Below are 19162 nucleotides of genomic sequence, written 5' to 3'. Positions count from 1 at the left end.
TGCCGAAACCCGAAATGGGAGTCGCGCGGCTTTTTCTGCGTCTTTCCGCACGTCCCGGCCCCGGACAGGGGCACCGAAATTACGGCTGACGAGGCAAAAACACCCATGGCAACCAAGGCAATCGAGGGCGGCACGTTCAAGCGCCGCATCCGCAAGGTGTTCGGCGACATCCACGAAGTGGTGCAGATGCCGAACCTGATCGAGGTTCAGCGCGAATCCTACGAGCAGTTCCTGCGGTCCAATCCCTCGATCGGCTACGTCTCCGGCCTCGAGAAGACCCTGCGCTCGGTCTTCCCGATCCGCGACTTCGCCGGCACCGCCGAACTCGACTTCGTGAACTACGAGCTCGAGAATCCGAAGTTCGACGTGGAAGAGTGCCGCCAGCGCGGCATCACCTATGCCGCTCCGATGCGCGTCACGCTGCGCCTCATCGTGTTCGAGGTCGATCCCGATACGGAAGCCCGTTCGGTCCTCGATATCAAGGAGCAGGACGTCTACATGGGCGACATGCCGCTCATGACCGAGAACGGCACCTTCTTCATCAACGGCACCGAGCGCGTGATCGTGTCGCAGATGCACCGTTCGCCGGGCGTTCTGTTCGACCATGACCGCGGCAAGACCCATGCCTCGGGCAAGTATCTCTTCGCGGCGCGCGTGATCCCGTATCGCGGCTCGTGGCTGGACTTCGAGTTCGACGCCAAGGACATCGTCAACGTCCGCATCGACCGCAAGCGCAAGCTGCCGGTGACGTCGCTGCTCTATGCCCTGGGCCTGAGCGGCGAGGACATCCTCAACTATTTCTACAACCGCGTGACCTTCGTCCGCGGCCCGAACGGCTGGCAGATTCCGTTCGACCCGACCAACTGGCGCGGCGCCAAGCCGTCGTTCGACATCGTCGACGCCAAGTCGGGCGAAGTGATCTTCCCGGCCGGCCAGAAGATCAGCCCGCGCGCCGCCAACAAGGCGCAGAAGGACGGTCTCGAGACCCTGCTGATCCCGACCGACGAGATCTTCGGCCGCTATTCGGCCTATGACCTCATCAACGAGGCGACCGGCGAGATCTATATCGAAGCCGGCGACGAAGTCTCGGCCGAGAACCTGGAGAAGCTGGACAAGGCCGGCATCGACCGCGTCGAGCTGCTCGACATCGATCACATCTCGACCGGCCCGTGGATCCGCAACACCCTCGCCGCCGACAAGGCCGAGGAGCGCCAGCAGGCGCTTGCCGACATCTACCGCGTCATGCGCCCCGGCGAACCGCCGACGCTCGAGACGGCAGAGTCGCTGTTCGCCGGCCTGTTCTTCGATCCGGAGCGCTATGACCTCTCGGCCGTCGGCCGCGTGAAGCTCAACATGCGCCTCGACCTCGACGCCGAGGACACCGTCACCACGCTGCGCACCGAGGACATCCTCGCTGTCGTCAAGACGCTCGTCGACCTGAAGGACGGCAAGGGCGAAGTCGACGACATCGACAACCTCGGCAACCGTCGCGTGCGTTCGGTGGGCGAGCTGCTCGAGAACCAGTACCGCGTCGGCCTGCTCCGCATGGAGCGCGCCGTGAAGGAGCGCATGAGCTCGGTCGACGTGTCGACCGTGATGCCGAACGACCTGATCAACGCGAAGCCGGCGGTTGCCGCGGTTCGCGAGTTCTTCGGCTCGTCGCAGCTCTCGCAGTTCATGGACCAGACCAACCCGCTCTCCGAAGTGACGCACAAGCGTCGCGTCTCGGCGCTCGGGCCGGGCGGTCTCACCCGTGAGCGCGCAGGCTTCGAAGTCCGCGACGTTCACCCGACCCACTATGGCCGTATCTGCCCGATCGAAACGCCGGAAGGCCCGAACATCGGTCTGATCAACTCGCTGGCGAGCTTCTCGCGCGTCAACAAGTATGGCTTCATCGAGACCCCGTACCGCAAGGTGATCGACGGCGTGGTGACCAACGAGGTCGTCTATCTGTCGGCAATGGAAGAGGCGAAGCACACGATCGCGCAGGCCTCGGCCGAGGTCGATGCCGATCACCGCTTCACCGAAGAGCTGATCTCGGCCCGCCAGGCCGGCGAATTCCTGATGGCGCTGCCGGAGACGGTGACGCTGATGGACGTGTCGCCGAAGCAGCTCGTCTCGGTCGCAGCGTCGCTCATTCCGTTCCTGGAAAACGACGACGCGAACCGCGCACTGATGGGCTCGAACATGCAGCGCCAGGCCGTGCCGCTGGTGAAGGCGGAAGCGCCCTTCGTCGGCACCGGCATGGAAGAGACCGTCGCCCGTGACTCGGGCGCCGCGATCGCGGCTCGCCGCGGCGGCGTCGTCGATCAGGTCGACGCGACCCGTATCGTCATCCGCGCGACCGGCGAGGTCTCGGCGGAAGAGAGCGGCGTCGACATCTACACGCTGATGAAGTTCGAGCGCTCGAACCAGTCGACCTGCATCAACCAGCGTCCGCTGGTGAAGGTGGGCGAGACGGTCAACGCCGGCGACATCATCGCCGACGGCCCGTCGACCGAGTTCGGCGAGCTGGCCCTGGGCCGCAACGCGCTCGTCGCGTTCATGCCCTGGAACGGCTACAACTACGAGGACTCGATCCTGATCTCCGAGCGGATCGTGAAGGACGACGTGTTCACGTCGATCCATATCGACGAGTTCGAAGTGATGGCCCGCGACACCAAGCTCGGGCCGGAGGACATCACCCGCGACATCCCGAACGTCGGCGAGGAAGCGCTGCGCAACCTCGACGAGGCCGGCATCGTCTATGTCGGCGCCGAAGTGGAGCCGGGCGACATCCTGGTCGGCAAGATCACCCCGAAGGGTGAATCGCCGATGACGCCGGAAGAGAAGCTCCTCCGCGCCATCTTCGGCGAGAAGGCCAGCGACGTGCGCGACACCTCGCTCCGCCTGCCCCCGGGCGTGGCCGGCACGATCGTCGACGTCCGCGTGTTCAACCGTCACGGCATCGACAAGGACGAGCGCGCCCTGGCGATCGAGCGCGAGGAAATCGAGCGCCTGAAGAAGGACAGCGACGACGAGCGCAACATCCTCAACCGCGCGACCTGGTCGCGTCTGCGCGAGATGCTGCTCGGCCAGGTCGCGACCGCGACGCCGAAGGGCCTGAAGAAGGGCGCCGAGATCGACGCCGATCTGCTCGACAGCGTGGATCGTCACGAATGGTGGAAGTTCGCCGTCGCTGACGACAAGGTCCAGGGCGACCTCGAGGCGGTGAAGGGCCAGTATGACGAGGCCGTGAAGCGCATCAAGGACAAGTTCGAGGACCGCCGCGAGAAGCTCGAGCGCGGTGACGAGCTGCCGCCGGGCGTGCTCAAGATGGTCAAGGTCTTCGTCGCGGTGAAGCGCAAGCTGCAGCCGGGCGACAAGATGGCCGGCCGTCACGGCAACAAGGGCGTCATCTCGCGGATCCTGCCGCAGGAAGACATGCCGTTCCTCGAGGACGGTACCCCGGTCGACCTGGTGCTGAACCCGCTCGGCGTGCCTTCGCGCATGAACGTCGGTCAGATCTTCGAAACGCATCTTGGCTGGGCTGCCCGCAACCTGGGCATGCAGGTCGCCAAGCAGCTCGAAGAGTGGCGCGAGCAGAATCCGGACGCGGTTGCAGGCGAGATGCCCGACGCCGTCAAGGACCGGCTCAAGACCGTCTATGGCGGCCACTATGCCGAAGAGATCGAGGCGCGCAGCCCCGAGCAGGTCAACGAGCTGATCCACAACATCCGCACGGGCATCCCGATGGGCACTCCGGTGTTCGACGGTGCGCGTGAGGCCGATGTTTCGGACATGCTGGAGCTCGCGGGTCTCAACACCTCGGGCCAGTCGGACCTGTTCGACGGACGCACGGGCGACAAGTTCGACCGCCAGGTGACCGTGGGCATCATCTACATGCTGAAGCTCCACCACCTTGTGGACGACAAGATCCACGCGCGTTCGATCGGCCCGTACTCGCTCGTCACCCAGCAGCCGCTGGGCGGCAAGGCACAGTTCGGTGGCCAGCGCTTCGGCGAAATGGAGGTCTGGGCCCTGCAGGCGTACGGCGCTGCCTACACGCTGCAGGAAATGCTGACGGTGAAGTCGGACGACGTGGTCGGCCGCACCAAGGTTTACGAAGCGATCGTCAAGGGCGACGACACCTTCGAGGCCGGCATCCCCGAGAGCTTCAACGTGCTCGTCAAGGAAATGCGCTCGCTGGGCCTCAACGTCGAACTCAAGGCGCTGGAAGACGGCACCGAGGACGACGCCGGCCTGGCCGAGGCGGCGGAATAACGGGAACCCGGGAGCGTCGGTTTACAAAACCGGTGCTCCCTCCCCTCCCCGCCCAGAAGATTTGACCCTCCAGAGGGACGAAAGAATATGAACGAACTTACCAACTTCGCGAACCCGCTCGCCAAGCCGGAGACCTTCGACCAGATCCAGATCGGCATCGCATCGCCGGATCGGATCCGTTCGTGGTCGTTCGGCGAGATCAAGAAGCCGGAAACCATCAACTATCGCACGTTCAAGCCCGAGCGTGACGGCCTGTTCTGCGCGCGCATCTTCGGTCCGATCAAGGATTACGAGTGCCTGTGCGGCAAGTACAAGCGCATGAAGTACAAGGGCATCGTCTGCGAAAAGTGCGGCGTGGAAGTGACCGTTTCGAAGGTTCGCCGCGAGCGCATGGGCCATATCGAGCTCGCCGCCCCGGTCGCGCACATCTGGTTCCTCAAGTCGCTGCCGTCGCGCATCGGCCTGCTGCTCGACATGCAGCTCAAGCAGCTCGAGCGCGTGCTCTATTTCGAGAGCTACATCGTCACCGAGCCGGGCCTCACCCCGCTCGAGAAGTTCCAGCTCCTCACCGAGGACGAGCTGCTCGACGCGCAGGATGAATATGGCGAGGACGCGTTCTCGGCCGGCATCGGCGCCGAGGCGGTCAAGATCATGCTCATGGATCTCGACCTGGAAGGCGAGCGCAAGGAGCTCCTCGAGGAGCTGGCGGTCACCAAGTCGGAACTGAAGCCGAAGAAGATCATCAAGCGCCTGAAGGTCGTCGAGAGCTTCATCGACTCGGGCAACCGCCCCGAGTGGATGATCCTCGACGTCGTGCCGGTCATCCCGCCCGAGCTGCGCCCGCTGGTGCCGCTGGACGGCGGCCGCTTCGCGACCTCGGATCTCAACGATCTGTATCGCCGCGTGATCAACCGCAACAACCGCCTGAAGCGCCTGATGGAGCTGCGCGCGCCGGACATCATCGTCCGCAACGAAAAGCGCATGCTGCAGGAAGCCGTTGACGCGCTGTTCGACAACGGCCGCCGCGGCCGCACGATCACCGGTGCCAACAAGCGTCCGCTCAAGTCGCTGTCCGACATGCTCAAGGGCAAGCAGGGCCGCTTCCGTCAGAACCTGCTCGGCAAGCGCGTCGACTATTCGGGCCGTTCGGTCATCGTGACCGGTCCGGAACTCAAGCTGCACCAGTGCGGCCTGCCGAAGAAGATGGCGCTCGAGCTGTTCAAGCCGTTCATCTACGCCCGCCTGGACGCCAAGGGTCTCTCGATGACCCTGAAGCAGGCGAAGAAGTGGGTCGAGAAGGAGCGCAAGGAAGTCTGGGACATCCTGGACGAAGTGATCCGCGAGCACCCGGTTCTGCTGAACCGCGCTCCGACGCTCCACCGTCTGGGCATCCAGGCGTTCGAGCCGGTGCTGATCGAGGGCAAGGCGATCCAGCTCCACCCGCTGGTCTGCTCGGCCTTCAACGCCGACTTCGACGGCGACCAGATGGCCGTGCACGTTCCGCTGAGCCTCGAGGCCCAGCTGGAAGCGCGCGTCCTGATGATGTCGACCAACAACATCCTGTCGCCGGCGAACGGCAAGCCGATCATCGTGCCGTCGCAGGACATGGTGCTGGGTCTCTATTACCTGTCGATGCTCAAGGAAGGCGAGCCCGGCGAGGGCATGCTGCTCGGCGACATGGCCGAAGTGCACCAGGCCCTCGAGGCCGGCGCCGTCACCCTGCACACCAAGGTGATCAGCCGCGTTCCGCAGACCGACGAGGAAGGCAACACCTACCTCAAGCGCTTCGAGACCACCCCGGGCCGCATGCTGCTCGGCGAGTGCCTCCCGAAGAGCCACAAGGTGCCGTTCGACACCGTCAACCGCCTCCTCACCAAGAAGGACGTGGGCGACGTGATCGACGAGGTGTATCGCCACACCGGCCAGAAGGAGACCGTGCTGTTCGCCGACGCGATCATGGCGCTCGGCTTCCGTCACGCGTTCCGCGCGGGCATCTCGTTCGGCAAGGACGACATGATCATCCCGGCGAGCAAGGAAGCGATGGTCGACGAGACCCGCGCCCTCGTGAAGGACTATGAGCAGCAGTATCAGGACGGCCTGATCACGCAGCAGGAGAAGTACAACAAGGTGATCGACGCCTGGAGCCGTTGCGGCGACCAGGTGGCGGGCGCCATGATGGACGAGATCAAGGCGGTGAAGCGCTTCGAGGACGGCCCCAACAAGGGTCGTGAGAAGCCGATCAACGCGATCTACATGATGGCCCACTCGGGTGCGCGTGGTTCGCAGGCGCAGATCAAGCAGCTTGCCGGCATGCGCGGCCTGATGGCCAAGCCGTCGGGCGAGATCATCGAGACGCCGATCATCTCGAACTTCAAGGAAGGCCTGACCGTCCTTGAGTACTTCAACTCCACCCACGGCGCCCGTAAGGGCCTGGCGGACACCGCGCTCAAGACGGCGAACTCGGGTTACCTGACCCGCCGTCTGGTCGACGTGTCGCAGGACTGCGTGATCATGGAGCTGGACTGCGGCACCGAGCGTGCGCTGGAAATGCGCGCGATCGTGCAGGGCGGCTCGACCATCGCTTCGCTTGGCGAGCGCATCCTCGGTCGCACGACCGCGGAAGACGTGGTCGACAAGGACGGCAACGTGGTCATCCCGACCGGCACCCTGCTCGACGAGCCGGCCGTGGCGAAGATCGAGGCCCTGAACATTCCGGGCATGAAGATCCGCTCGCCGCTGGTCTGCGAAGCCAAGATCGGTGTCTGCGGCAAGTGCTACGGGCGTGACCTCGCCCGCGGTACCCCGGTGAACATCGGCGAGGCCGTCGGCGTCATCGCGGCGCAGTCGATCGGTGAACCGGGCACGCAGCTGACCATGCGTACCTTCCACATCGGCGGTGCGGCGCAGCTGAACGAAACCTCGAACCTCGAGGCGGCTGTCGACGGCACTGTCGAGTTCCGCGACCTGCGCCTGATCGAGGATCAGCGCGGCCGCCGCGTGGTGCTGAGCCGTTCGGGTGAGATCGCCATCCTCGACATGGAAGGCCGCGAGCTCGCGGTCGATCGCATCCCCTACGGTGCGTATGTCATGTTCGACGACGGCCATATCATCTCGAAGGGTGATCGCATGGCCGAGTGGGATCCGTTCACCATGCCGGTGATCACGGAAACCGGCGGTGTCGTGAAGTACCAGGACCTGCTCGACAACAAGACGCTGACCGAGCAGGTCGACGAAGCGACGGGCATCGCCCAGCGCGTCGTCACCGAGTATCGCGCGGCCAGCAAGTCGAAGGAGGACCTCCGTCCTCGCCTGACCCTGACCGGCGAAGGTGCCGCCGAATCCGCCCGCTACATGCTGGCGCCGGGCGCGGTGCTCTCGGTCGAGGATGGTGCGACCGTGCAGGCCGGTGACGTTCTCGCCCGTGTCGCTCGCGAATCCGCGAAGACCCGCGACATCACCGGCGGTCTGCCGCGCGTCGCCGAGCTCTTCGAGGCCCGCAAGCCGAAGGAAAATGCGATCATCGCGAAGGTCTCGGGCCGTGTCGTGTTCGGCAAGGACTACAAGGCCAAGCGCAAGATCGGCATCCAGCCCGAGGACGGCGGCGAGGTCGTGGAGTATCTGGTTCCGAAGTCGAAGGTGATCGACGTTCAGGAAGGCGACTACGTCAAGCGTGGCGACAACCTGATCGGCGGCTCGCCCGATCCGCACGACATTCTCGAAGTGCTCGGCATCGAGCCCCTGGCAGAATATCTCGTGTCGGAAATCCAGGAAGTCTATCGACTGCAGGGCGTGAAGATCAACGACAAGCACATCGAGGTGATCGTTCGCCAGATGCTGCAGAAGGTTGAGATCACCGAAGCCGGCGACACCACCCTGCTCCCCGGCGAGCAGGTGGATCGTACCGAGATGGACGAGACCAACGAGAAGCTGGCTCCGGGTCAGGCTCCCGCACAGGGCAAGCCGATCCTGCTCGGCATCACCAAGGCCTCGCTGCAGACCCGCAGCTTCATCTCGGCGGCGTCGTTCCAGGAGACCACCCGCGTCCTCACCGAGGCTGCGGTCCAGGGCAAGCAGGACACGCTGATCGGCCTCAAGGAGAACGTGATCGTCGGCCGTCTCATCCCCGCCGGCACCGGCGCGGGCATGAACCGTCTGCGTGTCGCCGCTACGAGCCGCGACGCCGCCCTCCGCGTCCAGCAGCGTGCGCTGCAGACCGCGCTGGTGGCGCCGAATTCGGCCGCGGAAGAGCGTGAAGCCGAGCATGCGCGCTCGGCACGCGACGCCGAGGGCACCGGCAGCGATCCGCTCGCCTCGGTCGTGCCCTCGGGCCATGGCACCGATGCCGACGCCGGGGACTATCTGACCGAGGAGTGATCTCCTCGCGACGTTAGGAACTGACGCAAGAAACACCGCCGTCCGGGCAACCGGACGGCGGTTTTCTTTTGGGGCGAGCCGAGCAGTTTGCGCGGCCGTCCGGGTGTGGCGCGATTGCCTGTGTCACCATGCTCCGGCGAGAATGCGCGCGGGCGGGACGTTGGAGAAACACATGCTTCGACACGTGCCTGCCTTCCTGCTGATCCTCGGCCCGGTCCCGATGGCCGGGGCCGACCCCGCACCCGCCGCCCAGCGCGCCGGGCAATGCTCGATGAACTCCCTGCCAGAGCCGGAGAAGCGGCGGCTGATCGAGGGCTACAAGCTGCGACTCAAGACCCAGGGCCGCGCCGGCGCCGATGCCTGGGCGAAGTCGCAGGAGGAATCCACCTACCAGCAGCTCGTGGCGCAAGGCTCCTGCCCGGCCACCCGCGCCACCGCGCCACGCCAGGCCGCAAGGGGCCCCGCCCCCGCGCGCACGGCCGGCAAAAAAGTGATCCTCAACAAACAGGGCAAGCCGTGCCGCAACATCACGGTGGAGAACCAGGTATTCCCCGGCTTTGGCGGCGAGCCAATGCGATTGGCGCTGGTGCAGGTCTGCAAGGACTGACGCAGGCGGAAAATAATCCGGCGCAGGCGATTTCCCCGAACCCCGTTCGTCGTCAGACTTGGGAAATACAGGGCGCTTCCGGCGAACCAGAAGGAGAGGAACGATGCGGGTAATGGTGCTGGTGAAGGCAACCGAGGACAGCGAAGCGGGCCTGATGCCCTCGACCGAGCTGCTCGACGCGATGATGAAGTATAATGAGGAGCTGGTGCAGGCCGGGATCATGACCGGCGGCGACGGGCTCAAGCCTTCCTCCGCAGGCGTGCGGATCGCATTCGACGGAGCGGGGCGCACCGTGATCGATGGCCCCTTTGCCGCAACCCGCGAGCTGGTCGCCGGCTATTGGCTGTGGGAAGTCAAGGACATGGACGAAGCGATCGCCTGGGCGAAGCGCTGCCCCAATCCGATGCCCGGCCCGAGCGAACTCGAGATCCGGCCCTTTTACGAGATGGCTGATTTCGGCGCGGAGCTCACGCCCGAGATCGCCGAGCGCGAGGCCCGGCTGCGCGAGCAGACCGAGAACCGCTGACCGCCACGATCGACAAGCACCGGAATGGCTCAATCCCATTTCGCTTCACAGGGCCGTCACGCTGCCATGGGATCGAGGCGGGATTGATCCCTCGGGCCTTCCGGGGGATGATGGACGCACTTCGTCTTCGAACGTGTTGAAATCCGGGAACGATGCCATGTCGATCGGTCGCTGCTGCGCGCTTCTGCTCTGCCTGCTCACCCCGGCCCTGGCCCAGGCGCAGACGGGTTCGTCCGACATCGTCGTGCAGGGCAATGGCGAGGAGAAGAAGAGCGACTGGCGCCGCGCCGAGACCGCGCACCTGATCGTCTACAGCGACGGCAGCGAAAGCGAGCTCAAGCGCGTCATCACCAATCTTGAGCGGCTGCACGGTCTGCTTTCGCGCATCTATCGTGGCGGGGCGAAGACGGACGAGACCGCCAAGCTGCAGGTCACGCTATTCGGCGACGGCAATTTCCAGGACAAGCTGGGTCTGCGCAACGTCCGCGGGATCGAAGGCCCCTATGCCGGCAGCTTCGCCGAGCAGCGCTATTACGACATGCGCGAGGAAGGCGACGTGATCGCCATCGCGCGCAAGGACCAGCTGCTCGACATGAACACCAAGCGGGCCGAGGACCTCGACTGCGCCGACGCGCTGGCCGAAGGCGCGTGGGACTGCCCCTTCCCGCCTCCCTATTTCCCGCCGCTGGTCCGGCGCTGGGATGCTGTGCTCTACTCGGCCTTCGCCCAGCACTTCCTGCGCACCCATACGCCGGACGTGTTCCCCCGCTGGTACATCGACGGCGTCGGCGCGATCTTCTCGACATTGCTGGTGCGCGAGAACGGCGTGATCGACTATGCCCGCGCGCCTGACGGCTATCGCGCCTTCTACCGCGCCTATCAGCCGATCGACGTGGGAGATGTGGTGACCGGCCGCTATCTCGATGCGCCGAAGAACCAGTGGAATCCCTATCAGGCCTGGGCGATCGCCCATTATTTCCTGTTCTCGAACCTGAAGGCCGAACGATCCAAGCAGTTCCGCGCCTATCTGGCCGCGATCGGCCGGGGCAGGCCGATGGCCGAGGCGGCGCAGGTGTTCGGCGATCTGGGCAAGCTGCGCGCCGATCTGACCACCTATCGCGGCAGTGTGCTCGCCTATGCCCGGACCGCCAAGCCGCTGGCGCGCGAGGAGGAGCCGCTGGTCACCCGCCTGTCGCTAACCGGTGGCGCGATGGTCGAGGCCCGTCTCCAGCTGGGCGCGCGCCTTGCCCCCTTCCCCACCGATACCGCCGCCGCGGAGCCCTGGCTCAGCCAGTTGCGCGGCAGGCTCGCCACCCTGCCCTATGAACCCGAGGCGATGCTGGTCGAGGCCGAGGCCGAATGCCGCGCCGGCCATGCCGATACCTGCCTCACCATGGCCGAGCGCGTGCTGGAGAAATCGCCGGACGATATCCGTGCGCTGAGCTGGAAGGGCGTCGCGCTGACGACGCAGGCGGTTGCGGCGCCGGCCGCGGAACGCGCCGCCCTGCTCGCCGCCGCCCGCAAGACGCTGGAGCGCACGATCCAGCTCGACGGCGAAGCGCCGCTGCCGCTGATCGCCTATTTCCAGAGCTATGCCCGCCTCGGCGAGCGCGTGCCCGATACGGCGATGCGTGGCCTGGCCATCGCGATCCGCGCGGTGCCGGCAGCCCCTGCCCCGCGGCTTTACATGGCGCAGGAGCTGGTGCGGCAGAACCATGCCGATCTCGCCCGCCAGGTCGTCTGGCCGCTGCTCTACGGCGCCGACGACACACCCGAGAAGCGCGCTGCCCAGGCGCTGTTCACCGGCGGCAGCGCCACCGCCGCGCGCTAGTCGCGCTCGAGCTTCCAGGCGGCGTCGAGATATTTCTCCGCCGCCACCCTGAGCGCCGGCTCCTCGTCAAAGGCTTCTGCCGGCAGAGGCGCGATGCCAAGCCCTTCCATCACCACCCACAAGGCGAACTTGCGCGAGGGCTCCTGCTCGACACCGAAATCGATGCGCAGCCGTTCCTCGCCCCGCGCGCGCTCGGCTTCGCTGAGCGCCTCGGGTTCGTCGGTGTCGAAATAGTGGAGTAGCAGTGCGTCGAGGTCCATGTGCCCTACTTCGGCGCACGGACCCCGATCTGCAAGCGGGGCAATTACGCCGCTTCGCCGCTCGCAAGCCATGCGGCGCATTCCGGGCCGAGCTCGGCCAGCGCCATCGCCTCGTAATTGGCGACATCCTGAGCGGTGAGCACCTCGCGCCAGCGGCCATTGGTGCCCTTGTTGATGAAGGTCTCCGCCCCGCCGTCCCAGAACACGCCGCCCAGCGGCGCCGACCTGGCGGCATTGGCCTTCATCCAGTCGAAGCTGCAATGGCGCAGGATACGCGGGAAGCTCTCCGCCTCGATCTCGATGTCGAGGAAGGCCGCGATCTTGCGGATCTCGCCCGCCAGGTCGCGCTTCAGCGCCTCGAAATGGACGAGATGGACGTTGGGCAGGTCGCGCACCGCCCACCAGCTGCGCACATTCTCCCAGAAGGACCAGAACGGGGCGCCATCGCCGTCGAGCCATTCGCGGAAATATTCGGCGACATCGGGATTGGCGCGCGGGATCGGCGGGCCAACCCGGCCGGGCGTGTTGTTGAGGATCTCGTACCAGGCGTCGGTCGCGTGGAAGTGATGGTTGTGCAGGCTCCACGCCACGTCGCGGCCGTCACGCGCGACATAGAGATATTTGGCTCTGGGGCTGAAGCGCAGCGCGTCCACCGGCAGATGTGTCTTCAGGATCCGGCGATGCTCCTGCTCCTCGAGCGCGGCGAGCTTCACCAGCACCGGCGGCACGCGCAGGTCTACCCAGGGCGAGATCTCGGCCACCGAAACCTCGGGATCGCCACCGAAGATCAGTTGGGCGACGATCTGCTGCGTCCAGGTGGTGCCGGCCTTGGCATAGGTCGAGACGACCACGTCATCGGCGCGAAACGACAGGTCGTTCCACACGGTCGAATCGAAATGGTGGTTGTGCAGCTCACGCAGCTTACGCGGATACGCCGCCGGCTTCGCAGCCGGCGCAAAGGTCACGGGCATCTCGTCAGTCCTTCAGGGGGTGCGACCAGTGATTTATTCTTGCAACACACCAGCGTCAATTTTCAAATCACGCCAAGTGTTATCAAGATAAACGAGCGCTATAGCCCGGTGCTATACCGTAAAACTGCAGTAACGCCCTGAAACAATTGAAACGAGAATTACCGTTGACTATCAGGACTTTGCGCATCGATTTACCAAAATCGACGCGCAACGCCCGGTCAGAATTCCAATGTCGCCCGGAGCGTGAGCACGGTCACCCGTGCCGCATCGACATCGCCGCCGCGATTCCAGATGAACTGCACGTCGGGCTGCAGCGTCAGGAAATCGGTAAGCTTGTCGGAGAAGGTGAATTCCACCGCATTCTCGGCCTGCGCGGTATGCACGCCGTCGCCGCGCAACAGGTCGCGATACCCCCTCGAAAGATAGGCCTGGTTCACGCCGAAGGAGACCTGGCTATCGTCGCGACCGGGCAGGACATGGGTGGCGAGCACGCCCGCCTGCCAGCCGCCCTTGAACGGGCTGGTCTTGCCGTCCGAGATGCCGGCGCGGACGAACAGGCTGGTGGCGAAGGGGCCGTCCTGGTCACCAATCGCCTTCTGCGCGATCACATAGGCGCCGCGCGCATGGCGGCGGATCGGATCCCCAGCGCTGTCGGTCTCGGCGATGTCGTCCTGGCGCTCGCTATAGCCCCAGGCACCCAGCGCGAACTTGTTGCCGTCCTTCTCCACGCCCGCCTCGCCGATCAGCAGCACACCGTGGTGGAAGTCGAATGCGTGGCCGCGATCGTCGCCGAGCGCGCCGGCGGTGGCATTGAGCAGCGCGACCCGTGCGAAGCCCGCGCCGCCGAAACGCTGCTCAAGCCGCACGGCCAGCGCCGTCGTCGGGAAGATCGAAGGGCCGTTGGGCCCGGTCGAGGCGATTTCCGAGCCCACGCCGAAGGCCGGGGCGATCAGCAGGCCGGCGGCATCATTGGCGTAGAATTCGCTGTTGAGGTCATACAGGCCGGCGCGCAGCGAGGTTGCGGCGCCGAGCTTCTGCTCCACCCAGATCTCGAACAGGCGCAGCTTCGCACTGGCGACTTCGATATTATCGACGCCCTGCAGCGTACCCGCCGCGTCATTGGGGCGGCCGCCCAGATTGTTGAGCACGTCGACATGGAAGCTCGCGCCGTTCCAGCCGACCAGGCGCTCCAGATCGCCATTCGCTTCGATGTTCAGGTCGTCCAGCCCGAAACTGCGCAGCTTGCGCCGGTCCGCCGCCACGCCCGAGAGATCGGCGCGATAGGTGGCACCGATATCGAGTGCCGGCTCCTGCGCGTCCTGCGCAAATGCCGAAGGAATGACCAGCAGAGAAAGTACGGACACCGCCGCACCGAAATTCGCACGCATTTAGCAAGCCCCAGTTACCGACATCCCTCGGAAACATTTGTAGAGGGCTCGAACCCGCAGCGGACTTTCCACCTATAATTCGTGCTGAAACCGGATGCCGCGACAGGCACCGCGCGGGAGACTTTCGTGAAGATCACGTCGCTCAACAAGGCAACGACCCAGGCTGCCGCCGTTCTTATCGGCATCACCGCGCTTTCGGGCGGCACCGGGCTGTTCATCGTTGCAAAGGAAAACAACGCGATCGCCCAGCAGGCGGCCGCCGCGGGCCTGCTCCAGAACCATATGGAAGCGGACATGATGCACGACGCGGTCCGCGCGGACGTGCTCGCCGCGCTGGTCGGCGGCGACGACGCCGCACGCAAGCAGACGCTCGATGATCTCAAGGATCATCTCGGCACGCTTTCCCGGACGATCAACGAGGATGCCGCCTTTCAGGGCATCGACAGCATCGTAGCTGCGACGAGCAAGCTCAAGGCGCCGATGGACGCCTATGCCGCCGCCGCGCAGAAGATCGTCGATACCGCCGCCAGCGATCCCCTCGCCGCCCGCGCGCAGATGCCCGGCTTCATGGACCAGTTCCGCGCGCTCGAGAAATCGATGGAAAGCGCTTCGGAAGCGATCGAGGGCCATGCAAAGGAAGTCGCCTCCAGCTCGGCCACGCTCGGCACGGTGGCGATGATCGTCCTGTTCCTCACGCTGCTGGCGGGCATGGCCGCCGCATTCCTGCTGGCCCAGGCCGCACGCCGCTTGCTCGTCCGCCCGCTGCTCGACCTTGCCGACACCATGCGCGCGCTCGACAGCGGAGACCTGTCGGTCAAGGTGCCGCACGCCGCACGCGAAGACGAACTGGGCGGCATGGCCCAGGCGATCGATGCCTTCCGCGACAAGCTCAAGGCCGCCGAGGAAGCCAAGGAAGCACAGACCAAGCTGATCGTCGAAACGATCGGTACCAGCCTCGACGCGATGGCACGGGGCGACCTCAGCGTCGAGATCGATGCCGAGCTCACCGGTCCGTTCGCCGCGCTCAAGCGCAGCTTCAACGATGCCGCGCACGGCCTCCGATCGCTGATCGGCACGGTTGTCACCGGCACCGAGAATATCCGCACCGGCGCCAATGAGATCGCCTCCGCTTCCGAGGATCTCGCCCGCCGTACCGAACGCAATGCCGCAACGCTCGAAGAGACCAATGCCGCGGTCAATGCGATCGATCACCGCCTCAAGTCGATCGCGCTCTCGGCCAACGAGACGCTGTCGCGCGCCGATGGCGCCATCGCCGTGGTCGGTACCGGCCGCGCGATCGCCGACGAAGCGGTGCAGGCGATGACCCGGGTCAGCGAAAGCGCCAAGGGCATCGACTCGGTTATCGAGGGGCTGGACAAGATCGCCTTCCAGACCCGCGTTCTCGCGATGAACGCCGCCGTCGAAGCGGGCCGCGCCGGTGAGGCAGGCCGCGGCTTCGCAGTGGTCGCCGATCTCGTCTCCGCGCTCGCCATGCGCGCCGAGGAAGAAGCCGGCCGCGCCCGCGACCAACTCACCCATACCCAGGCCGAAGTCGTCACCGCGGTCGACGCCGTGATGAAGGTCGATGGCGCGCTTGCCGATATCTCGGGCGATGTCGGCCAGGTCCATGCCCTGATCGGCACGATGGCGGAGGACAACAACGCCCAGAGCCATGCGATCAGCCAGGTCAGCGAAGCGATCGGCGACATGGATCGCGGCACCCAGCAGAACGCCGCGATGGTCGAGGAAACCTCGGCAGCCGCGCGCAACCTCACCCAGGAAGTGGACTCGCTGGCGGACAGTGCCGCGAACTTCACGATCGACGCCCCGCACGGCCACCGCGCCGCGCCGCAGCGCCAGGTCGTGAACGGCACCACCGTGCACTAGGTTCAGGCCATACCGGAAAATGAGAAGAGCCGGCGCGGTATCCACCACGCCGGCTCTCTTCGTTTCAGCGCTCAGCGGGCGATCAGAACTTCACCTTCACGCCGAACTTTCCGGTGAAGCTGTAGTCTTCATACTGCAGCAGCCGCTGGCCACCCTGGAAGTTGCGATAGGCGAAATAGGGCTCGTTGGTCAGGTTGATCAGGTCGCCGAACACCTGGACGTTCTTGGTCACCCAGTATTTGGCGCTGATGTCGAGCTGGAAGTGGTTGTCGACATAGCGGTCCTCGCTCGCATCGTCGCCCAGCTCGTCCAGATACTTGTCGCGATAGGTGCCGGCGACGCGGAACGAGACCGCCCCCTTCTCATAGCCGAGCACCACGTTGAACGTATTGCGCGAAGACGAAGGCAGCGAGATTCGGCGCGGATCGCCGATATCGCCATCCTCCAGCACCGTGCCCTTGGCATCGGTGAAGGTGTAGTTGATCTGGGTCAGCAGCCCGCTGAGTACGCCCGGCAGGAAGCTGTAGACCTGGCTGTAGCTGAACTCGATGCCGTCGATACGTGCGCTCGGCCCGTTGTATGGCACCTGCGCCTCGTCGAGCACGCCGCCGTTATAGGCATAGTCCTCATACACGCGATCGACGATGTAGTTCTTGATATCCTTGTGGAAATAGCCAAGCGAGATGCCGCCGCCCTTGCCGAAATAATATTCGGCCGCGGCATCGAAGTTCCAGGCTTCATAAGGCTTGAGGTTCGGGTTTCCGAACTCGCCCTCATTGTCCTCGATCACCACGCGCGGGGCGAGCTTCGAGAATTTCGGGCGCACCAGGCTGCGATAGCCGGCAGCGCGCAGGACGAGGCCATTGGTCGGCTCGAAACGCGCGGTCAGGCTGGGCAGCCAGTCGGTATAGCTGCGGGTGACGCGGATCGGCGTGACCGTCTCGTCATCCAGGTTCAGTTCCTGGCCCTGGATGTCGTTATAGGTGTGCTCCATACGCACGCCGGCGATCAGACGGATCTTCGAACTGTCCCAGCGTGCGAGCAGATAGCCGGCCGAGACGTCTTCCTTCACCTTGTAGTCACTGTCGTTCGAGCTTTCGAACGTGTCGCCGTCATCCAGCTCGAACAGGCCGCTATTGTTCTTGAAATAATTGCGGAACGCGGTCTTCGACAGCGCCGGCTCGATGTTCGCCAGGTCATAGTCCTGCGGACCGAGCAGATCCTTCATCGTCAGGTCGCCCGGGCCGTCATATTCATAGACGTCGATGTTCGCGTTGTAGCGCTTGGTGCGCCAGCGGAACTTGGCGCCGCCCTGCACGGTGAACTCGCCTCCGCCGGTTGCGAAGGTCCTGGCGACGTCCGCCTTGGCCGACCATTCGGTATCGACCGAGTCGCTCAGCGTGGTGCGCTCGAGCTTGTCGAACTCATATTCGCTGGCGTTGTAGAAGGCGTTGGCGCCCGCCAGGATGTTGTAGCGGGTCTTCATCGGGTTGGCATAGTCGAATGCCACGATGAAATTGTCGCCGTCGTCGAACTTGCGCTCGAACGCGGCCGGATCGATCGAGCCGTTCTCGCGCTCGCTCGAACGCGCCCAGCTGCCCGAATAGTTGAGCTTCCAGCCATTGGCCTTGGTCTCGCCGCCCAGCGTGATCGACTTGATCTCCTGGCGCTCGAACCGGTCCTTCAGGTCGCGGGTGACGGTGATTTCGCCATCCTGCGAGTCGAAGGTCGCGCCGGTGGCGGTCGCGCTGGTCGGCGACTCGTCCATCTCGAAGGTCAGGCGGCGGCGATATTCCTGATCGTCGAAGCGCGAGTAGAGGCCTCGGGCATAGAGCGTCGTGGTGTCGCTGGGCTTGAAGTCGAGCGACAGCGACGAGCTGAAGCGCTGCCGCTCCACGTCATAGTCGCGATACTCCATGGTGTCGGCATAGGCCTTGCCACCATCCTCGTCCCAGCCATCCATCTCCTCGTTGTTCGTCGCGAACTTGCGCTGATAATAGGAGACACCGCCGGCGATGCCGAAATTGTCGGTGATCCGCGTCGAGAAATCGAGACCGACCTTGGGCGTCACCGCCTCGCGCAGATTGTTGTAGCTGCCCTCGACCGAGACGGTCAGCAGGTCCTTCTTGCGAGCGAAGGCGCTCACCGTGTTGATCTCGATCGACGCACCGATCGTATCGGCGTCCATGTCCGGCGTCAGCGACTTCTTGACCTCGATCGACTCGATCGTGTCGCTCGAGATCACGTCGAGCGCGACCGAACGGATGTCGGATTCGGGCGAGGGCAGACGGGTACCGTTCACGGAGGTGGCGTTAAGCTCCGGATCGAGGCCGCGAACGGAGACAAAGCGCCCCTCGCCCTGATCGTTGAGGATGTTGACGCCGGGCAGGCGGCGCAGCGATTCCGCGACATTCTGGTCCGGGAACTGGCCGACCGAGTCCCGGGTGATCACGCTCTCCACGCCGTCCGCGGCGCGCTGGCGCGATAGCGAACCGAGCAGGTTGGCGCGCTGGCCCATGACGAGGATCTGGCTGCCGTCGGTGCCGAGCACCAGATTCTGCTGGGCCACGCCGTTCTCGGGCACGACGATCTTCTCGTCGCGGGCCGGCACGCCGGCGAACTCGGCGCGCAGCGTATAGGTGCCGGCCGGCACATCGGAGAAGCGGAAGCTGCCCGAAGCGTCAGCCTCGGTGGTCCGGCCCAGCTCGACGATGGTGACGCGCGCACCCTGGAGGTTGCGGGTTCCGCTCGCTTCCGAGACGTTGCCGGTCACGTCATTGGCATAAGCGGATACCGGCACGGCGAAGAGCACCGCGCCAAACATCAGGCGCGTGCGGAAGGACGGTTTGCGAGACATCGGAATTCAACCCCCATCAGGAATGCGGGGGCCGCGTTGCAACCGATCATGAACGGTACATTGCGTCTCGGCGACACTTCAATGACATGAGGGCCAGCTATCTGATTTCCATAGACTCTTTTCGTCACCCGCCCCTGTGCGAAATGTTGCGGCGCAACAGTATCAGGCGATCCGGAAACATATCGCCGGCGTCACGCC

Annotated in this window: 9 protein-coding genes and 1 pseudogene; 6 read left to right on the top strand and 4 right to left on the bottom strand. The window is 65.0% G+C overall.

Annotated features, from left to right (window positions below; genetic code table 11):
• Positions 1-105: 105 nt before the first annotated feature.
• From rpoB to AC1RJ5_RS20860, 5 genes and pseudogenes are all read left to right on the top strand, one after another.
• Positions 106-4263, top strand: a complete 4158-nt coding sequence (gene rpoB, locus AC1RJ5_RS20880) for a DNA-directed RNA polymerase subunit beta (RefSeq protein ID WP_269576055.1) — start codon at positions 106-108, stop codon at positions 4261-4263.
• A gap of 87 nt (positions 4264-4350) precedes the next feature.
• Entirely contained in the window at positions 4351-8637 is a 4287-nt protein-coding gene (gene rpoC, locus AC1RJ5_RS20875; protein ID WP_342250858.1) for a DNA-directed RNA polymerase subunit beta', read from the top strand.
• 172 nt (positions 8638-8809) lie between these two features.
• The gene (locus AC1RJ5_RS20870) at positions 8810-9244 is read left to right on the top strand and encodes a hypothetical protein (RefSeq protein WP_269576057.1); all 435 of its coding nucleotides are present in this window, start codon (positions 8810-8812) and stop codon (positions 9242-9244) included.
• A gap of 103 nt (positions 9245-9347) precedes the next feature.
• Positions 9348-9695 (top strand): annotated as a pseudogene (locus AC1RJ5_RS20865) (YciI family protein); the annotation flags it as partial.
• A 232-nt stretch (positions 9696-9927) separates the two neighbouring features.
• The gene (locus AC1RJ5_RS20860) at positions 9928-11601 is read left to right on the top strand and encodes a tetratricopeptide repeat protein (RefSeq protein ID WP_342250859.1); all 1674 of its coding nucleotides are present in this window, start codon (positions 9928-9930) and stop codon (positions 11599-11601) included.
• Here AC1RJ5_RS20860 and AC1RJ5_RS20855 read toward each other — a convergent pair.
• The 3 genes from AC1RJ5_RS20855 to AC1RJ5_RS20845 form a co-directional block, all read right to left on the bottom strand.
• Entirely contained in the window at positions 11598-11861 is a 264-nt protein-coding gene (locus AC1RJ5_RS20855; protein ID WP_184168546.1) for a hypothetical protein, read from the bottom strand. The genes AC1RJ5_RS20860 and AC1RJ5_RS20855 overlap by 4 nt on opposite strands.
• A 44-nt stretch (positions 11862-11905) precedes the next feature.
• On the bottom strand, positions 11906-12832 hold the full coding sequence (locus tag AC1RJ5_RS20850) for a sulfotransferase domain-containing protein (RefSeq protein ID WP_269576059.1): 927 nt from the start codon (positions 12830-12832) through the stop codon (positions 11906-11908).
• Positions 12833-13050: 218 nt separating this feature from the next.
• Complete coding sequence (locus AC1RJ5_RS20845) at positions 13051-14196, bottom strand: carbohydrate porin (protein ID WP_269576060.1); 1146 nt, start codon at positions 14194-14196, stop codon at positions 13051-13053.
• A gap of 150 nt (positions 14197-14346) precedes the next feature.
• Here AC1RJ5_RS20845 and AC1RJ5_RS20840 point away from each other — a divergent pair, with 150 nt between their 5' ends.
• A complete protein-coding gene (locus tag AC1RJ5_RS20840; RefSeq protein WP_269576061.1) occupies positions 14347-16107 on the top strand; it encodes a methyl-accepting chemotaxis protein in 1761 nt (586 codons plus the stop codon).
• An 82-nt stretch (positions 16108-16189) separates the two neighbouring features.
• Here AC1RJ5_RS20840 and AC1RJ5_RS20835 read toward each other — a convergent pair whose 3' ends face one another.
• On the bottom strand, positions 16190-18964 hold the full coding sequence (locus AC1RJ5_RS20835; protein WP_493115469.1) for a TonB-dependent receptor: 2775 nt from the start codon (positions 18962-18964) through the stop codon (positions 16190-16192).
• Positions 18965-19162: the final 198 nt, after the last annotated feature.

Source organism: Sphingomonas sp. GW822-FHT03G08 (genome assembly GCF_058801135.1).
Note: the sequence above shows the minus strand (reverse complement) of the source record. Positions and strands in the feature narration are given on the sequence as shown.